General features: G+C 66.2%; 16 protein-coding genes and 1 pseudogene. 11 read left to right on the forward strand and 6 right to left on the reverse strand.

Annotated elements, in window-relative coordinates:
- Nucleotides 1-69: 69 nt before the first annotated feature.
- The 3 genes from BST40_RS05055 (at nucleotide 70) to BST40_RS05065 (ending at nucleotide 3,336) form a co-directional block, all read left to right on the forward strand.
- The gene (locus tag BST40_RS05055) at nucleotides 70-2,091 is read left to right on the forward strand and encodes a fatty acid desaturase (RefSeq protein WP_083153637.1); all 2,022 of its coding nucleotides are present in this window, start codon (nucleotides 70-72) and stop codon (nucleotides 2,089-2,091) included.
- A gap of 61 nt (nucleotides 2,092-2,152) precedes the next feature.
- Nucleotides 2,153-2,800 (forward strand): SatD family protein, encoded by a 648-nt coding sequence (locus tag BST40_RS05060; RefSeq protein ID WP_083044204.1) that lies wholly within the window; start codon nucleotides 2,153-2,155, stop codon nucleotides 2,798-2,800.
- Nucleotides 2,797-3,336, forward strand: coding sequence for a hypothetical protein (locus BST40_RS05065; protein ID WP_083153639.1), 540 nt, complete (start codon nucleotides 2,797-2,799; stop codon nucleotides 3,334-3,336). The genes BST40_RS05060 and BST40_RS05065 overlap by 4 nt, the downstream gene beginning before the upstream one ends.
- A 58-nt stretch (nucleotides 3,337-3,394) precedes the next feature.
- On the opposite strand, the gene BST40_RS05070 is transcribed toward BST40_RS05065, so the two are convergent.
- The 3 genes from BST40_RS05070 to kstR2 all read right to left on the reverse strand — a co-directional run bounded on the left by BST40_RS05070 (nucleotide 3,395) and on the right by kstR2 (nucleotide 5,487).
- Entirely contained in the window at nucleotides 3,395-3,619 is a 225-nt protein-coding gene (locus BST40_RS05070) for a hypothetical protein (RefSeq protein ID WP_083153641.1), read from the reverse strand.
- Nucleotides 3,620-3,734: 115 nt separating this feature from the next.
- A complete protein-coding gene (gene fadA6 / locus BST40_RS05075) occupies nucleotides 3,735-4,883 on the reverse strand; it encodes a steroid 3-ketoacyl-CoA thiolase FadA6 (protein ID WP_083044202.1) in 1,149 nt (382 codons plus the stop codon).
- Nucleotide 4,884: 1 nt separating this feature from the next.
- Nucleotides 4,885-5,487, reverse strand: coding sequence for a TetR family transcriptional regulator KstR2 (gene kstR2 / locus BST40_RS05080; RefSeq protein WP_075547619.1), 603 nt, complete (start codon nucleotides 5,485-5,487; stop codon nucleotides 4,885-4,887).
- Between the two features lie 311 nt (nucleotides 5,488-5,798).
- On the opposite strand from kstR2, the gene BST40_RS33125 reads away from it, so the two are divergent.
- Together BST40_RS33125 and BST40_RS31480 are read left to right on the forward strand one after the other, a co-directional pair.
- Nucleotides 5,799-6,287, forward strand: a complete 489-nt coding sequence (locus BST40_RS33125; protein ID WP_425270691.1) for a PPE domain-containing protein — start codon at nucleotides 5,799-5,801, stop codon at nucleotides 6,285-6,287.
- 134 nt (nucleotides 6,288-6,421) lie between these two features.
- Nucleotides 6,422-8,077, forward strand: a pseudogene (locus tag BST40_RS31480) (PPE family protein).
- Between the two features lie 484 nt (nucleotides 8,078-8,561).
- Here BST40_RS31480 and ipdF read toward each other — a convergent pair.
- Together ipdF and ipdE1 are read right to left on the reverse strand one after the other, a co-directional pair.
- A complete protein-coding gene (ipdF, locus tag BST40_RS05095; protein ID WP_083153645.1) occupies nucleotides 8,562-9,350 on the reverse strand; it encodes a (5R,7aS)-5-hydroxy-7a-methyl-1-oxo-2,3,5,6,7,7a-hexahydro-1H-indene-carboxyl-CoA reductase in 789 nt (262 codons plus the stop codon).
- Nucleotides 9,347-10,504 carry an acyl-CoA dehydrogenase IpdE1 gene (ipdE1, locus tag BST40_RS05100; protein WP_083153647.1) on the reverse strand — a complete coding sequence of 386 codons (1,158 nt, stop codon included), beginning with the start codon at nucleotides 10,502-10,504 and terminating at the stop codon, nucleotides 9,347-9,349. Before ipdE1 ends, ipdF begins: the two co-directional genes overlap by 4 nt.
- Before the next feature lie 81 nt (nucleotides 10,505-10,585).
- Here ipdE1 and fadD3 point away from each other — a divergent pair, with 81 nt between their 5' ends.
- The 5 genes from fadD3 to BST40_RS05125 are packed head-to-tail and all read left to right on the forward strand — an operon-like array spanning nucleotide 10,586 to nucleotide 16,306.
- Nucleotides 10,586-12,115 carry a 3-((3aS,4S,7aS)-7a-methyl-1,5-dioxo-octahydro-1H-inden-4-yl)propanoate--CoA ligase FadD3 gene (fadD3, locus tag BST40_RS05105; RefSeq protein WP_083153649.1) on the forward strand — a complete coding sequence of 510 codons (1,530 nt, stop codon included), beginning with the start codon at nucleotides 10,586-10,588 and terminating at the stop codon, nucleotides 12,113-12,115.
- The gene (locus tag BST40_RS05110; protein WP_075547614.1) at nucleotides 12,116-13,249 is read left to right on the forward strand and encodes an acyl-CoA dehydrogenase family protein; all 1,134 of its coding nucleotides are present in this window, start codon (nucleotides 12,116-12,118) and stop codon (nucleotides 13,247-13,249) included.
- A complete protein-coding gene (locus tag BST40_RS05115; protein ID WP_089025013.1) occupies nucleotides 13,246-14,196 on the forward strand; it encodes an acyl-CoA dehydrogenase family protein in 951 nt (316 codons plus the stop codon). The genes BST40_RS05110 and BST40_RS05115 overlap by 4 nt, the downstream gene beginning before the upstream one ends.
- Nucleotides 14,193-15,143 carry an acyl-CoA dehydrogenase IpdE2 gene (ipdE2, locus tag BST40_RS05120; protein ID WP_083153651.1) on the forward strand — a complete coding sequence of 317 codons (951 nt, stop codon included), beginning with the start codon at nucleotides 14,193-14,195 and terminating at the stop codon, nucleotides 15,141-15,143. The genes BST40_RS05115 and ipdE2 overlap by 4 nt, the downstream gene beginning before the upstream one ends.
- Nucleotides 15,140-16,306, forward strand: coding sequence for a pyridoxal phosphate-dependent aminotransferase (locus BST40_RS05125; RefSeq protein ID WP_083153653.1), 1,167 nt, complete (start codon nucleotides 15,140-15,142; stop codon nucleotides 16,304-16,306). The genes ipdE2 and BST40_RS05125 overlap by 4 nt, the downstream gene beginning before the upstream one ends.
- A gap of 26 nt (nucleotides 16,307-16,332) precedes the next feature.
- Here the strand turns inward: BST40_RS05125 and BST40_RS05130 are convergent, their stop codons facing one another.
- Nucleotides 16,333-17,169, reverse strand: coding sequence for an arylamine N-acetyltransferase family protein (locus tag BST40_RS05130; protein WP_075547611.1), 837 nt, complete (start codon nucleotides 17,167-17,169; stop codon nucleotides 16,333-16,335).
- Nucleotides 17,170-17,274: 105 nt separating this feature from the next.
- On the opposite strand from BST40_RS05130, the gene BST40_RS05135 reads away from it, so the two are divergent.
- The gene (locus BST40_RS05135) at nucleotides 17,275-17,883 is read left to right on the forward strand and encodes a mycothiol-dependent nitroreductase Rv2466c family protein (protein ID WP_083044198.1); all 609 of its coding nucleotides are present in this window, start codon (nucleotides 17,275-17,277) and stop codon (nucleotides 17,881-17,883) included.
- Nucleotides 17,884-18,134 lie beyond the last annotated feature (251 nt).

The raw sequence follows: 18,134 nt of genomic DNA on the forward strand, positions 1-18,134 counted from the left end.
GCGGCTGATCTGCGTGCAGCGTCAACGCTGGTGGAGTAGTTGACGCGTGTCGACTACGCTACTTCAGCTATGTCGACCATCGGCACCGTAGACCAAGCGGCACCCGACTCATCCGCACATCATGCCCTGCCCGATCCCGGGGAGTCGGTACCCAGACTCGCGGTGCCGACCGTCGGGATCTTCCTGGGCGCATTGACGGCATTCGTGCTGTCGACCGTCGGGTACATCAACGGCTGGGTGCCGTTCTGGGCGACAATTCCGGTCAACGCCGCGGTGACCTTCGTGATGTTCACCGTCGTGCATGACGCGTCGCACTACTCGATCAGCTCGACCCGCTGGGTCAACGGGTTGTTCGGACGACTGGCGTGGCTTTTTGTCGGGCCGGTGGTCGCCTTCCCGTCGTTCGGGTACATCCACATCCAGCACCACCGGCACTCCAACGACGACGAACAGGACCCGGACACGTTCGCGTCGCACGGCTCGCCATGGCTGCTGCCGCTGCGCTGGCCGATGGTCGAATACTTCTACCTCAAGTACTACCTGCCCCGGGCCCGCAGCCGACCCGTCGCCGAAGTCGCCGAGACGCTGGTGATGTTCACCCTGAGCGTCGCCGGTCTTGCCGTCGCCATCGCCACCGGAAATTTCTGGACTCTTGCGGTGGTGTTCCTGATCCCGCAGCGCATCGGACTCACCGTGCTGGCATGGTGGTTCGACTGGCTGCCCCACCACGGGCTGGAGGACACCCAGCGCAGCAACCGGTACCGGGCGACCCGCAACCGCGTCGGCGCGGAGTGGCTGTTCACCCCGGTGCTGCTGTCGCAGAACTACCACCTGGTGCACCATCTGCACCCGTCGGTGCCGTTCTACCGGTACCTGCGGACGTGGAAGCGCAACGAAGAAGCCTACCTGGAGCGCAATGCGGCGATCTCGACAGTCTTTGGCCAGCAACTGAATCCGGACCAGTTCCGGGAATGGAAGCAGCTCAATGGCCGGCTCGCCAAGCTGTTGCCGGTGCGGATGCCGGCCCGGTCCAGCTCCCCTCACGCGGTGTTGCACCGCATCCCGGTCGCCTCGGTCGACCCCATCACCGCCGACAGCACATTGGTGACGTTCGCGGTACCCGAAGCGCTGCAGGACGCGTTTCGCTTCGAGCCGGGCCAGCATGTGACCGTGCGTACCGATCTGGGCGGCCAAGGAATTCGGCGCAACTACTCGATCTGCGCTCCGGCCACCCGTGCCCAGTTGCGGATTGCCGTGAAACACATTCCCGGAGGCGCTTTTTCGACGTTCGTTGCCAACGAACTCAAGGCCGGCGACGTGCTCGAGCTGATGACTCCGACCGGCCGGTTCGGCACCCCGCTGCACCCGCTGAACCGCAATCACTACGTGGGCCTGGTGGCGGGCAGCGGGATCACCCCGGTGCTGTCGATCCTGGCGACCACGCTGGAGATCGAGACCGAAAGCCGGTTCACGCTGATCTACGGCAACCGCACCAAGGAATCCACCATGTTCCGCGCCGAGCTTGACCGCCTGGAGTCGCGCTACGCCGACCGGCTGGAGGTGCTGCATGTGCTGTCCAACGAGCCGTTGCACACTCCGGAACTGCGGGGCCGCATCGACACCGAAAAGCTCAACAAGTGGCTGACCGGCAGCCTGCAGCCGGACAGCGTCGATGAGTGGTTCATTTGCGGCCCAATGGAAATGACCGTCGCGGTGCGTGAGTCGCTGATTGAACATTGCGTGGACCCGGAGCACATTCACCTCGAGCTGTTCTACGGCTATGACACGTCCGAGGCACCCCAACGTTCCTATGAGGCAGCGACCGTCACGTTCACGCTGTCCGGACAGACGGCGACGTTCGACCTGGTGCCTGGTGACTCGATTTTGGAAGGGGCGCTGCAGGTACGCGACGACGCGCCGTACGCCTGCATGGGAGGTGCATGCGGAACCTGCCGGGCCAAGCTGATCGACGGCAATGTCGAGATGGACCACAACTTCGCTCTCGGCCAGGCCGAGCTGGACGCCGGTTACATCTTGACCTGCCAGTCGCACCCCATCACCCCGTTCGTATCCGTCGACTACGACCGCTAGGCGCTCCCGAGGCTCTTTAGCTGATAGCTTAATCAGACAGAAGTTAAGCTATTATGTTCACATGGATGCTCTGAAGAATTGGGCTTCACTTCGGGCCACGATGATCGGCGACGTGGTCGGGTCCCGCCGCGCCGCTGACCGTTCGGCGCTGCATACCCGAACCGCAACGGCTTTGCGGCAGGCCGCCGACGGCGCGATCGACGCACCGGCGTTCACCGTCGGCGACGAGTTCCAGGGCAGCTACCCTACTGTCGGCGCCGCCATCGACGCCGCAATGCGAGTGCGGTTGCTGCTGGCCCCCGAGGTCGACGTCCGTTTCGGGATAGGGTGGGGCGCGGTCACCATCCTCGACGCGGACGCCGGGATCCAGGACGGCCCGGCGTGGTGGGCGGCGCGAGACGCCATCCGTCATACCGCCGACATCCAGCAGCGGCCCGGCTTTGCGCTGGTGCGGACCACATTTCGGGCGCCGGATGATGCCCGCTCTGATGTCGCGGCGGTCAACGCGGCGCTGATTTGTCGGGACCATCTGCTTGGATCGCTCGATGAAAGGTCATTGCGGATTGTGAGGGGCTTGATGGACGGGCTGACCAAGAAGGAACTCGCCGTAGCCGAGGGTATCAGCGCGTCGGCGGTGTCCCAGCGCGCAAGCCGTGACGGTTTGGACTTGATTGTCCTTGCCGCCCAATATCTTCGGAGTATCACGTGAGCGCCGTCGCGGTACTGCTGATCGCTGTTGGCATCGCCGATGGGTGGCGGCGGTTATCGAGGGCGGTGTGGTTGCCGCTGGTCACCGGACCGGCGGTGGTGGTGGCCTGTGCGGCGCTGTGCGGGCTGTGGCACGCCCGCGACATCGTGCCCCTGGGGTTGGCGGCGCTGGCGGCGGTGGCCTGGGAGGTGTCGTGCCTGCGCAGCGAGCGCACCGGTAAGCACCAGCGTCGTGCGCTGGCCGTCATGGTGGTCGGGCTTGCGGTGCTAACCACCCTGTCCGGGTTGGGATCTCACGCGGGTGGCGTTGCCGCCCGCTGGGCGCAGTGGGTGGCCCTGCCGTTGGGCACCGTCACGCCTACCCGGCTGCTGATGGTCGTCGGCGTGGTGCTGCTCCAGCGCGTCGAGCCGTTGCACCGCCCACAACCGGGTTGCCGCGCGCCGCCGACGTCGAAGGTCGTACGGGCGGGGCTGGTGAGCGGGATTCCGTCGACCGTCAGATCTCGGTGGGAAGCACCGTCTCGGTATGCACGGTGATACCAGCCGGCGGCCGTCGATTGTCATGCGCCAACTCGGCCGGCGCCCGCGGGTCCACCTACCTCGCGCCGAGTAAGTCCGCCGCCGAATTACCGGCGACCACGCCGCGCCGCCGCGACCACAACCATGCCGCGCATGCGCGCTGGCTGGCGATCAGCTCGGCGCCGGACGGGACGTAGACGCCCGGGTAGAGGGACTCGTAGACCAGCCGCATGGTCCGCTCCGGAATGGCCCTGGTGGCCAACGCCTCCGAACCGAGAAAGGGCCACGGGACGTCGCTCATGGCCGAATAGTGACAGCACCCACCGACAGCCCCACGACGCCGAGCGCCGACTGTGCATCCCGCGACGCGACACGCCGACGAAGCGTCGCGTGGTTCACACTCGGCGCCCCGAAGGTCAGAGGCGTTCGATGATCGTCACGTTGGCCGTGCCGCCGCCCTCGCACATGGTCTGCAATCCATAGCGACCACCGACGCGCTCGAGCTCGTTGAGCATGGTGGTGAACAGCTTTGCGCCGGTGGCTCCCAATGGATGACCCAGCGCGATCGCACCGCCGTTGGGATTGACCTTCTCCGGGTCGGCCTTGATCTCCTTGAGCCAGGCCAAAACTACCGGCGCGAATGCCTCGTTGATTTCCACGACGTCGATGTCGTCAATGGAAAGCCCGGTCTTCTCCAGCGCATAACGGGTGGCCGGTATCGGGCCGGTCAGCATGAACACCGGATCGGCGCCGCGTGCACTGACGTGGTGAATGCGCGCCCGCGGGGTCAAGTTGTGGTCCTTGACGGCTCGCTCGGAGGCCAGCAGCACCGCGCTGGCGCCGTCGGAGATCTGGCTGGCCAGCGCCGCGGTAAGCCGGCCGCCGTCGACGAGGGTCGGCAGTCCCGCCATTTTTTCCAGTGATGTCTCACGAGGCCCCTCGTCGAGGCGGAAGTCGCCCACCGCCACGATCTCGTTGTCGAAATGTCCTGATCTGATTGCGGATAACGCACGCTCGTGGCTGCTGAGCGCGAACCGCTCCATCTCCTCACGGGACAAATTCCACCGCTCGGCGATCATTTCGGCGCCGCGGAACTGCGAGATCTCCTCGTCGCCGTAGCGGTGCTGCCACCCCTTCGACTCGGCAGTCGGCGAGCTGAAACCGAACTGCTTGCCGACCTCCATGGCCGAAGAGATCGGGATCTGGCTCATGTTCTGGATTCCCCCGGCCACGATGATGTCGGCTGTCTGCGCCATAATCGCTTGTGCACCAAAGGCAATCGCCTGTTGACTGGAGCCGCATTGCCGGTCGACGGTGACGCCGGGAACCTCTTCCGGGTACCCCGCGGCCAGCCAGGCCAGCCGGCCGATGTTGCCGGCCTGTCCGCCGACGGCGTCCACACAACCGACGATCACATCCTCGACCGCAGCCGGGTCGACGTCGACGCGCTCGAACAGGCCTCGGAATACGCCGGCCCCCAGGTCGAGCGGATGCACGCCGGCGAGTGCTCCGTTGCGCTTGCCGACCGCTGTCCGCACGGCCTCAACGACGTACGCCTCGGGCATGTCACACTCCTTCTCTCGTGATCCCGCCAAGAACGATGGCGAGGTATTTCTGGCCCACCTGCTCGGCGGTGAGCGGTCCGCCGGGCTGATACCAGCGCACCGATACCCAGGTGGTGTCCCGGATAAAGCGGTAGACCAAATCGACATCGAGGTCGGGCCGAAAATAGCCCTCCGCGATGCCTTGCTTGAGCACCTCCACCCACATCTTGCGTTGCTGCTTGTTGCGGTCCTCGAGATAGGAGAACCGCGGCTGCGACGACAGTCGCTGGGCTTCGTCCTGGTAGATAACGACTTGGGCGTGTCTATGCTCGATCGCCTCGAACGAGGCCATGAACAGCCCCTTGAGCCGTTCCAGCGGATTGGGCTGGGTGTCCACGATTTCGCGGTAGCGATCAAACAGCCAGTCGAGGAACCCACGCAGCAGCTCGTCGACCATCTCCTCTTTGGAGGAGAAATGGTGATACAGGCTGCCGGAGAGGATGCCGGCACCGTCGGCGATGTCGCGCACGGTGGTGGCGCGCAGGCCGCGCTCGGCGAACATGGCCGCGGCGAGCTCCAGCAACTCATCTCGCCGGCTGATAGCCTGACCGGCCACTCGGTCCATCCGACCACACTATCAACCAAGCGCTTGCTCGGCCAACCACGACGGACTTCGTCGACACCAACTAAGGTTTGCCCCGAGGCCATCGGTAGCGCCGCCTCCACAGAATTCCAGCATGAACGATTCGTACGGAAAACGGATGTCGGCCCAGCCATCGTCGTAACATCTCTGCCATCGGAGTACTCGATCAGGAAACGATCGAGAGTCCCCCGCGCCTAGGACGCGAACACCGTTGGGAGCCGCACGATCGGGCAACGATCGCTTCGGGCGGCAGCCGCGGACCTGGGTAGGAGGTCAATATCGTCAAGATTGCGGTGCCGCCGCCGGAGATCAATTCCTGGCGAATGTGCAGCGGTGCGGGTTCGGCGCCGATGCTGCAGGCTGCGGCCGCCTGGCAGGGGATCTCATCGGAGTCGGTGGCGACGGCAACGTCGTTCTCGTCGATGACGTGGGGGCTGGTATATCAGCTAATGAACACTTTTCTCGGGTTTCTCGACTCGGCCAGCGGAGCCCCAATACCTAACGGTCAAACTTCCAGCCTAGCCTCCGGTGGCGGCACTCCGGGGCGTATGTCCGGCTTCTTCAACACGGCCAGCGGCGGCACCGGGCAGAGCGGCGTGACCTCGTGCATCGGAAACACCAGCATCCCGGGCGTCCTCGGTCCCACCGTAGCCGCGCCGGTAGGCGGGGGGTCGCCGCGGATTAGCCTGGGCCGCAACGACTTAACTCCATCCAACTGGCGATGGCGACCAGAGTGCCCGCAGCGCCGTCATCGGCCCACAGCGCCGCGGGCATCGATCTGACCGATCAACGATCCAAGGCCGGCCGGCTTTGCCTGAAACCCCTTCTCCACCGCGCAATTGGCGTAGCATCCGTAAATTGCCCACCAGGTATCAGTCGCGTCGGGGCGGCCGAGCGGAAAGTGTTGGAGGTCGACATGGTCAGTTTTCCGATGCTGCCGCCGGAGATCAATTCGTTGCTGATGTTCAACGGTGCCGGTTCAGCGCCGATGGTGCAGGCGGCGACAGCGTGGGGCGGGCTGGCCGATGAACTTGGGACAGCTGCGAATTCATTTGCGTCGGTGACCTCGCGTCTGGTCGGCCAGGCTTGGCAGGGCCCGGCGTCGGCGGCCATGGCGGCCACGGCCGCGCCGTACGCGGGGTGGCTGAGCGCGGCGTCGGCACAGGCTGCCGGCGCCGCGGCGCAGGCCCAGGCGGTGGCCGGCGCATTCGAAGCGGCGCGGGCGGCGACGGTGCATCCGTTACTGGTGGCAGCTAACCGCAACGCCTTCGTGCAGCTGGTGCGGTCGAATTTCCTGGGGCTCTTCGCGCCGGCGATCGCCGCCGCCGAGGCCCAGTACGAGGAGATGTGGGCCGCCGACGTCTCGGCGATGACGGGCTATCACGCCGGTGCGGCGGCGGCCGCCGCCGGGTTGAACCCCTTCGAGCAGTTGTTGGCGCTCTTGCCCAGCATCGGCATCGGCAACAAGGGGGGCAACGGCAACATCGGCAACTGTTTTTTTTTTAATGATAAGGTGTGTAGCGTTATCTACTGAAGGTGTATCGTCGGCAGCGGCAACGGCAGCTCCGCCATCACGAGCAGCGGAAACATCGGCGACGGAAACCAGGGCAACAACAACTTCGGCAGCGGGAACTTCGGCAACCAAAACATCGGCTTCGGCAACACCGGGGACTCGGGCACCAGCTCCAACCCCGGCGCGAACCTGGGCATGGGCAACTTCGGAAACGGAAACGTCGGCTTCGGAAACATCGGCAACGAGAACATCGGCGGCGGCAATACCGGCGTCGGAAACCTCGGCGCTGGCAACTCCGGGATCCGCAACTTCGGCTTCGGAAACACCGGCAACAACAACATCGGGATCGGGCTCACCGGCAACAACCAGGTAGGCATCAACCTGCCCGGGCTGCTGAACTCCGGCAGCGGCAACATCGGGTTCGGCAACTCCGGTACCAACAACATCGGCTTCTTCAACTCCGGCCACGGCAACGTGGGTATCTTCAACGCGAGCCCGACGCCGTCGACCAGCCTAGGCAACTTCGGCATCGGAAACGCAGGCGTCGGCAACGTCGGCCTCTTCAACTCCGACATCGGCAACTTCGGCCTCGGCAACAGCGGTCTGGTGAACACCGGCCTCTTCAACTCGGGTGAATTGAACACCGGCTTCGGGAACGGCGGGACCCTCAACACGGGGTCGTGGAATTCGGGCGACGGAAACACCGGCTCCGGCAACTCGGGCGAGACCAACACAGGTTTCTGGAATTCGGGCGATGTGAACACCAGCATCGGGTCGACCACCGACACCGGCCTGGTCAACTCCGGTTTCAACAACACCGGCGATGGTGTCTCGGGATTCTCCAACACTGCGACCGGCACTGCCGCCGGCGCCATCTCGGGCTTCTTCAACCAGGCCAGCGGAGGATCAGTATTCAACGGTGCTATCTCCGGCATCGGCAACATGGGTGTCCCGAGTACGGGCCCCGCAGTGAGCGGCTTCAACAGCGGCTTCTTCAACACCGGCACCGCTCTGTCGGGCTTGTTCAGCATCGAACAACTGTTGAAACAACTGACGTAGCCGGAAAGTTCGGCCAGGCATCCCGAATCGGCTATCGGCGATCAGGGTCATGGTGATTCGAGATGCCTTGTCCGTCTGGCAAGTACGAGGTGACACGGACAGCCGGCGTCTCGGCGATGCCGGGCTATCAGGCTGTGTCCCGGTGGGGTGAGAGAGAAATCGCGTGCTGGTGCGGTTGGGTCGGTGCGCTGATGGCGCCAAGTGTGCGCTGGCGGCGCCGAGTGTGCCGTCAGGGCGGCCGATCGTGGGCGTTCCCCCGTCCTACATGCACAGTCAAACCCGTCACTGCACACTCGATACGGCGGCATGGCCACCGATACGGTGAGCTGCGGTATCGGCGTGCCGAAATAGAGCCAAGGTGTGCCGAAAACAGAGCCAGGCATTCAAGGCTGCGCAAGAAGACATCGTTGACCAGCCGCATTCGTGGTCACTATGAATTCGAGTGAGACAGGCCAAGGCAATACCACTCCCGATCACCAACCGCCTACGGGTGCTGGTTCGATACCGAAATAACCTCGCCCGTAAGGTAACTCGAGTAATCACTGGCCAGAAACGCGATGGTGGCCGCGACTTCCCAGGGTTCGGCGGCACGGCCGAACGCCTCTCGGGCGGACAGCCGGTCCAACAGCTCGGCCGAGGTGGTCTTGTCCAGGAACTTGTGCCGGGCGATGCTGGGCGAGACGGCGTTGATCCGAACCCCGTACTCGGCGGCTTCTATTGCACTGCAACGGGTGAGCGCCATAACTCCCGCTTTGGCGGCGGCATAGTGTGCCTGCGAGTGCTGGGCTCGCCAGCCGAGAACGCTGGCGTTGTTGACGATCACTCCGCCGTGCGGGGCGTCGCGGAAGTACCGCAACGCGGCCCGGGTAGCCCGGAACACCGACGTCAGGGAGACGTCCAGGACGCGGTCCCACTCGTCGTCGGTCATGTCCGCGACCGGCGTCTGGCCACCGAGGCCGGCGTTGTTGACCAGCACGTCGAGCCGGCCCATGCGTGCGGTGGTCGAGTCGATGAGGGCGTCCACCTGCACACTGGACGCCACGTCGCACAGCACACTTTCGACTCGGCCGAGCCCCAGCGCGGCCAGTTCGGCGGCGGTCTCCCCCAACCGTCGCTCATGGTGGTCGGAGATCACCACGTCGGCCCCCTCGGCCAGCGCGCGACGCGCGGTGGCCGAGCCGATGCCGGTACCCGCGGCCGCGGTCACCACCACCACTTTGCCGTCCAAAAGTCCATGTCCGGGAATTTCTTTCGGCGCGACGGACAAATTCATCCCTTGACCTCCCGCGGCAGGCCGAGCACCCGCTCGGCAATGATGTTGCGCTGAATCTCGTTGGAACCGCCGTAGATGGTGTCGGCCCGGGTGAACAGATACAGCCGCTGCCATTCGTCGAATTCACCGCCGGTCAACGCGAGACCCGGCTTGCCGATCACGTCCATCGCCAGCTCCCCGAGAGAACGATGCCAGTTGGCCCACAACAACTTTGACACGTTGTCCTGGCCGGGTTGCTCAGCGGCCGGCCCTTCCATGGTGGCCAGTGCATAGCTGCGCATCGCCCGCAGCCCGGTCCACGCCCGGGTCAGCCGCTCCCGGATGAACGGGTCGTCGGCAGCGCCGGTACGCCGCGCGAGGTCGACCAACCGCGAAAGCTCACGGGCATAGACGATTTGCTGGCCCAGCGTGGACACGCCGCGCTCAAAGGTCAGCGTCGCCATCGCCACCCGCCATCCGTCACCCGGCCGGCCCACCACCATGCCGGCATCGGTACGCGCGTCGTCGAAGAACACCTCGTTGAATTCCGACGTTCCGGTGATCTGGACGATCGGCCGGATCTGCACCCCGGGCTGATCCAGCGGCACCAGCAAATATGACAGCCCGGCATGCCGTTTGGAGCCCTTCTCGGTGCGCGCCACCACGAAGCACCACTGCGACAGGTGCGCCAGTGACGTCCACACCTTCTGGCCGTTGATCACCCACTGGTCGCCGTCGCGCTCCGCAGTGGTCGACACGTTGGCCAGGTCACTGCCCGCGCCCGGCTCCGAATAGCCTTGGCACCACAGCTCGGTGACGTCGAGAATGGGCGGCAGGAAGCGCTGCTGCTGTTCGGGCGTCCCGAACGCAATCAGGGTCGGGCCCAGCAGCTCCTCGCCGAAGTGGTTGACCTTCACCGGAGCGTCGGCGCGGGCGTACTCCTCGTAGAACGCCACCCGGTGCGCGGTCGGCAGTCCCCGTCCACCGTGTTCGACCGGCCAGCCCAAGCAGGTGAGCCCGGCGGCCGCAAGATGCTGATTCCATGCCCGGCGTTCTTCGAACGCCTCGTGCTCGCGTCCCGGCCCGCCGAGCCCCTTCAGAGCTGCGAATTCGCCGACCAGATTGTCCGCGAGCCACTGGCGGACCTCGGCCCGGAACTCCTCGACGTCCTGCATGACCTGTAGGCTAACCTACCAAGCACTTGCTTTGTTAGGCCGCCGGTGAAGGGCGCCGCGTGCCGCTTAGAGGAGCATTCGATGACCGACGATCCGCGTACCGTGCCCGCGGCTCTGGATCGTCTCGCGGCCATGTTCCCCGAACACGACGTCTTGATCACCGACGACCGGAGCTTCACGGCCACCGCCCTGCGTGCCGAGGTGCACCGGGCCGCGGCGGCGCTGATCGCACTGGGCGTCGAGCCCGGCGATCGAGTGGCCATCTGGTCGCCGAACACCTGGCATTGGGTGGTGGCCTGCCTGGCGATCCAGCACGCCGGCGCGGCCATGGTGCCGCTGAACACCCGCTACACCGCCGAAGAGGCCGCCGACATCCTGGGCCGCACGCGGGCGCCGCTGCTGTTCGCGATGGGCCGGTTCCTCGGCGCCGACCGGGCCGCCGGCCTGAACTCGCAAGCCCTGCCCGCGCTTCGGCACATCGTGCGAATTCCGATCGAGGCCGACGATCCGGTCCACGGCACCTGGGACGAGTTCATCGCCCACGGCACCGACACCCACGCCGTCGAACTGCGCGCGGCCGCCGTCACGCCCGACGACGTCAGCGACATCCTGTTCACCTCGGGAACCACCGGCCGCAGCAAGGGCGTTCTGTGCGCGCACCGGCAGTCGCTCGCGGCCTCGGCGTCGTGGGCGGCCAACGGCAAGATCACCGGCGACGACCGCTATCTGTGCATCAACCCGTTCTTCCACAACTTCGGCTACAAGGCCGGCATCCTGGCCTGCCTGCAGACCGGGGCGACGCTGATCCCACATCTGACGTTCGATCCGCTGCACACCCTGCAGGCGATCGAGCAGCACCGGATCACGGTGTTGCCCGGGCCGCCCACCATCTACCAGACCCTGCTGGACCATCCGGCGCGCCGCGACTACGACCTGAGCTCGCTGCGGTTCGCGGTGACCGGCGCGGCCACCGTGCCGGTGGTGCTGGTGGAACGCATGCAGTCCGAACTCGATATCGACATCGTGCTGACCGCCTACGGTCTGACCGAGGCCAACGGCATGGGGACGATGTGCCGCCCCGACGACGACGCGGTGACCGTCGCCACCACCTGCGGGCGCCCGTTCGCCGGCTTCGACCTGCGTATCGCAGACACCGGAGAAGTCCTGTTACGCGGACCCAACGTCATGCTGGGCTATCTCGATGACCCGACGGCGACGGCCGCGGCCATCGACTCCGACGGCTGGTTGCACACCGGCGACATCGGTGCCGTCGACGAGGCCGGCAACCTGCGCATCACCGACCGGCTCAAGGACATGTACATCTGCGGCGGATTCAACGTCTACCCCGCCGAGGTCGAACAGGTGCTGGCCCGGCTGCCCGGCGTGGCCGACGCCGCCGTGATCGGTGTTCCCGACCAGCGGCTGGGAGAAGTCGGCCGAGCCTTCGTGGTGCCCAGGTCCGGCGCGACGCTCAACGAGGCGACGGTAATCTCGTACACCCGTGAGCATTTGGCGAACTTCAAGGCGCCGCGGTCGGTGCGGTTCGTCGATGCCTTGCCCCGCAACGCCGGCGGCAAGGTGGTCAAATCACAACTGCGAGAGTTGGCCTGAATGGACCTGGCATTCGATGAGGAAACCCTGGCTTTCCAGGCCGAGGTGCGCGAGTTTCTGGCGGCCAACAAGGACTCGATCCCGACGACGTCCTACGACAACGCCGAAGGCTTTGCCCAGCATCGGATTTGGGATCGGGTACTGTTCGATGCCGGACTGTCGGTGATCACCTGGCCGGAGCAGTACGGCGGCCGCGACGCCCCGCTGCTGCACTGGGTGGTGTTCGAGGAGGAATACTTCCGCGCTGGCGCGCCGGGTAGGGCCAGCGCCAATGGCACCTCGATGCTGGCGCCCACCCTGTTCGCCCACGGAACCCAGCAGCAGCTGGATCGGATTCTGCCGAAAATGGCCAGCGGCGAGCAGATCTGGGCCCAGGCCTGGTCGGAGCCCGAATCCGGCAGCGACCTAGCTTCACTGCGGTCCACCGCCACCAAGACCGAGGGCGGCTGGCTGCTCAACGGGCAGAAGATCTGGAGCTCACGGGCGCCGTTCGCCGACATGGGCTTTGGGTTGTTCCGGTCCGATCCGTCGGCCGAGCGGCACCGCGGCCTCACCTACTTCATGTTCGACCTGAAGGCACCCGGCGTCACGGTGCGGCCCATCGTGCAATTGGGCGGCGACACCGGCTTCGGCGAGATCTTCCTCGACGACGTCTTCGTTCCCGACGAGGATGTCATCGGCACCCCGAACGACGGCTGGCGTGCGGCCATGAGCACGTCGAGCAACGAACGCGGCATGTCGCTGCGTAGCCCCGCTCGCTTCCTGGCGGTGGCGGAGCGGCTGGTGCAACTGTGGAAAGCCAACGGCTCCCCACCGGAATTCGCCGACCGCGTCGCCGACGGGTGGATCAAGGCGCAGGCCTACCGGCTGCAGACCTTCGGCACGGTCACCCGGCTCGCCGGCGGCGGCGAGCTGGGCGCCGAATCGTCGGTAACCAAGGTGTTCTGGTCGGAGCTCGACGTGGAATTGCATCAGACCGCGCTGGACATCCTGGCAGCGGACGCAGAGCTGGCCGGCCCGTGGACCGACGGGCTGTTGTTCGCCCTGGGCGGACCAATCTATGCGGGCACCAACGAAATCCAGCGCAACATCATTTCGGAACGGCTGCTGGGCCTGCCGCGAGAGAAGAAGTGACCGTGGACTTTGCCCTTGATCAACAACAACGTGATTTCGCCGCCAGCATCGACGCGGCGCTGGGTGCTGCCGATCTGCCCGGCGCGGTTCGCGCCTGGTCGGCCGGCGATGCGGCGCCCGGCCGCAAGGTGTGGCAGCAATTGGCCAACCTTGGCGTCACCGCACTCAACATTCCGGAGAAGTTCGACGGTCTGGGGGCCGATCCGGTGGACCTGGTGGTCGCGCTGGAACGGCTTGGCCGCTGGTGTGTTCCCGGCCCGGTCGCCGAATCCATCGCCGTGGCACCGGTTTTGCTTGCCACTGACGATCAGGCCGAGCGCTGCGCCGGCCTGGCATCGGGTGAGCTGATCGCCACCGTCGCACTACCGCCGCAGGTGCCGCGGGCCGTCGACGCCGACACCGCGGGGCTGGTGTTACTGGCCGGTGAGGCCGGTGTCGCCGAAGGCACCCCGCGCCGGCGCCATGCGTCCGTCGACCCCAGCCGTCGCCTCTACGACGTGGCGGCGACCGGCGAAACCTGGCACGCAGACACCAACCGCGCCTACGAGTTCGGCGTATTGGCCACGGCGGCACAACTGGTGGGCGCCGCCGAAGCACTGCTGAGCGCGGCCGTCGACTATGCCAAGCAGCGGACGCAGTTCGGCCGGGTCATCGGCTCGTATCAGGCGATCAAGCACAAACTCGCCGACGTCCACATCGCGGTCGAGCTGGCCCGTCCGCTGGTTTACGGCGCGGCGCTGTCGTTGGCGCCGCGGGACGTCAGTGCGGCGAAAGCAGCGGCATCCGAGGCGGGTCTGCTGGCGGCTCGCTCGGCGTTACAGACTCACGGCGCCATCGGATTCACCCAGGAACACGACCTGTCGCTGTGGCTGCTGAAGGTGCAGGCGCTGCGTTCGGCCTGGGGTACACCGGAGGAGCATCGACGGCGAGTGCTGGAGGCGTTATGACTGACGAACGGCAGATGCTGCGCGAGACCGTCGCCGCCCTGGTGGCCAAGCACGCAAGTCCAGCCGCGGTGCGAGCGGCGATGGAGTCAGACCGCGGCTACGACGAGGCGCTGTGGCGGCTACTGTGCGAACAAGTCGGCGCCGCCGCTTTGGTCGTCCCGGAGGAACTCGGCGGAGCCGGCGGCGAGTTAGCCGACGCCGCAACGGTTTTGCAAGAGCTGGGCCGGGCGCTGGTGCCGTCCCCGCTGCTGGGCACCACGCTGGCGGAACTGGCGCTGCTGGCCGCGCCCGAGCCGGACGCCGAGACGCTGACCCGGCTTGCCGAGGGTACCTCGATCGGCGCGCTGGTCCTCGACCCCGACTACGTCGTCAACGGTGACGTCGCCGACGTCGTCGTCGCCGCGAACGATGGCCAACTGAGCAGCTGGACTGGCTTCACCGCGCAGCCCGTCGCCACCATGGATCCCACCCGTCGGCTGGCCCGCATGCAGCCGCAGGAAACCCGGCCGATCGGCGCCGACCCGGGACTGGCCGGCATAGCGGCAATTCTGCTGGCCGCCGAGCAGATCGGTGCCGCGGAACGCTGCCTGGAGCTGACCGTCGAATACACCAAGAGCCGAGTGCAATTCGGCCGCCCGATCGGCAGCTTCCAGGCACTCAAGCATCGGATGGCCGATCTGTACGTGACGGTCGCCGCGGCGCGGTCCGTCGTCGCCGACGCCTGCAATGAACCCACACCCGCCAATGCGGCCACCGCACGACTGGCTGCCTGCGAAGCGCTCAGCGCCGTGGCCGCCGAGGGCATCCAGTTGCACGGTGGCATCGCGCTCACCTGGGAACATGACATGCACCTGTATTTCAAGCGGGCGCACGGCAGTACGCACCTGCTGGATTCACCACGAGACGTGCTGCGCCAGCTGGAGTCCGAGGTGCTTCCCGCACCATGACCGATCGTGTTGCCCGGCGCGCGGGCATTCCACCGTTTCACGTGATGGACGTCTGGCTGGCGGCCGCCGAGCGCCAGCGCACCCACGGCGATCTGGTCAATCTCTCGGCGGGTCAGCCCAGCGCCGGCGCCCCGGAACCGGTACGCGCCGCGGCGGCCGCCGCCCTGCATCTCAACCAGCTGGGTTACACGGTGGCACTGGGTATTCCGGAGCTGCGTGCCGCGATCGCGGCGGACTACGAGCGCCAGCACGGCATCACGGTCGGCCCCGACGCGGTGGTGGTCACCACCGGTTCCTCGGGCGGCTTCCTGCTCACCTTCCTGGCATGCTTCGATGTCGGCGACCGGGTCGCGATGGCCAGTCCCGGCTATCCCTGTTATCGGAACATCCTGTCAGCGTTGGGATGTGAGGTGGTGGAGATACCGTGCGGGCCGGCGACCCGGTTTCAGCCCACCGTGCAGATGCTCGCCGAACTCGACCCGCCGGTGCAGGGGCTGGTCGTGGCCAGCCCGGCCAATCCCACCGGCACCGTCATCCCGCCCGCCGAGTTGTCGGCGATCGCGTCGTGGTGCGACGAATCCGGGGTCCGGCTGATCAGCGATGAGGTCTATCACGGCCTGGTGTACGAAGGGGCACCGCAGACCAGCTGCGCTTGGCAGACCTCACGGAACGCGGTGGTGGTCAACAGCTTTTCCAAGTACTACGCAATGACCGGCTGGCGACTGGGTTGGCTGCTGGTGCCGACGGAGCTGCGCCGGGCGGTTGACTGCCTCACCGGCAACTTCACCATCTGCCCGCCGGTGCTGTCGCAGATCGCCGCGGTATCGGCGTTCACCCCCGAGGCGACCGCGGAAGCCGACGGCAATCTGCGGCACTATGCGCTCAACCGCTCGATGCTGCTCGACGGCCTGCGTCGCATCGGAGTTGACCGACTGGCTCCCACCGACGGCGCGTTCTACGTCTACGCCGACGTTTCGGACTTCACCACCGACTCGTTGGGCTTCTGCTCGAGGTTGCTGGCCGACACCGGCGTAGCGATCGCACCAGGGGTCGACTTCGACACCGCGCGGGGCAACTCGTTTGTCCGGATGTCGTTCGCCGGGCCGACCAGCGACATCGAAGAAGCCCTGCGCCGAATACAGTCCTGGCTGCCGGGGAGCTGATTGTTCGCCCGCGACGGGCTCGCCCTTCAGTTGTCGCCGAAACAGACTTGGTCGATGCGGGCTTCGAGGGCACCGCGTTCGCCGACATCTGCCACGTTGATGCCGAAGCGCCCGCTCAGCGCGTCGACAACCGCGGCCGCGTCCTCGAGCACGGTCTTCTCGGTCCGGCCGCCGCGATGGACCGCCAGGATCCGGCCCGTCAAGTTCCACCGCGCGTCCTCGGTCACGGTGGCAGCCATCAAGCCGGTGACAAAGTGCGACGACGGGTGTGTCGAGACAAACCAACTGCCCACCTTCAGGTCGATCGGCGGCCGGCTGATCGTGCTGAATTCATAGAGCGGCTGCCACTCGTCGCGAACCAGCGCCTGCAGCACTAGCCCGTCGCCACGGTCATCGAGCCGGTACGGTTCATGCGTCGTTTGCTGGACGCATCGGGTCCGCAGCCGCAGCGGCGACGTCGGCGTCTGCCCCCCGAAACCGGCGTCCACCAGATACGAACCGTCCGAACCGGGAAAACTCACCGCGAGCACGGTGTGCGTCTGTGCCGGCAGCGGCGCATCCGGCGGCGCCATCCACACCACCCGCCCGGCCAGCCGCCGCGGCCGAAACCCGAGTTCGGCCAGCACGTTGCCGATCAGCCCGTTGTGCTCGTAGCAGTAACCGCCGCGGCGCCGGTGGACGAGCTTGTCCATCAGCGATTCGGGGCTCAGGTCGTCAACCGGCACCCCCATCAGCGGATCGAGGTTCTCGAACGGAATCGCCCGGGTGTGGGCGCTCACCAGCTCCCGCAACACCGCCAGGGTAGGTTCGGTGGGACCGCGATAGCCGATGCGTTCGAAGTACGCGTTGAGATCCAGCGCCATAGCCCCATTTTGCTGGCTGGCGCACGACTTCGACAGCCGTATACCCAAGGGGGTATTATGGCGTTAGTTCGCCCGAGATCGGGAAAGTTGCAGAAGGAGGAGCCAGTGGCTGACGTCGAGCTCTACATCGATCCGGTATGCCCCTTCGCCTGGGCCGCTTCGCGATGGCTGCTCGATGCCGCGCACAAGACGGACACACCGGTCACGCTGCGGCAGATGAACCTGGCCGTACTCAACGAGGGCAACGACCTCAACCCGAAACAACAGCAGATGATGGATCGATCACGACGGCTCGGTCGGCTGTTCGCCGCGGTCGCCAGCCAGCACGGGCCGGACGCATTCGCACGGCTTTACGACTCGGTCGGCGCCCGTATCCATGTGCGTGGGAAAGAAATGTCCACCGATGAGGTCCGCAAATCCCTGACCGAATGCGGACTTGACGAATCACTTGCCGAATCGCTAGACGACAGTGCACTCGACGAGGCCGCCAGGCGCGCGCACCAAGCCAGCCAGGACACTCTGGGCGGCTCGGCCGGCAGCCCGATCATCGCGGTCGACGGGCGCGGGTTTTTCGGGCCGGTGCTGACCGGGATACCCGGCAGCGACGACGGCGTCCGCCTGCTCGAGGCCGTCATCACCGCCGCGACCACGCCCGAATTCGCCGTGCTGCAACGGCCTTACCAGGGGCCGCCCGTTCTCGAGGAGGCTCGCTGAATGTGTCACGCCGTCAGGTGCCGCACCTGCGGGAAAGTGACGTGGGCCGGTTGCGGCGCGCACGTTGATCAGGTCCGCGCGGCGGTGCCGGAATCGCAGTGGTGTCCAGGTCACCCGAACCAATCCCCCAGGCGCTTGTGGCATCCACGGCGCACCTAGCCGCACCAGCAACCCGGCTCTAACTACTACCTACGTACGTAGGTAGTATTTTGGTGACCACCGGCCGCGAAGTCTCGCCAATCGACGGAAAG

Source organism: Mycobacterium persicum, assembly GCF_002086675.1.
GTDB classification, from domain to species: Bacteria; Actinomycetota; Actinomycetes; order Mycobacteriales; family Mycobacteriaceae; genus Mycobacterium; species Mycobacterium persicum.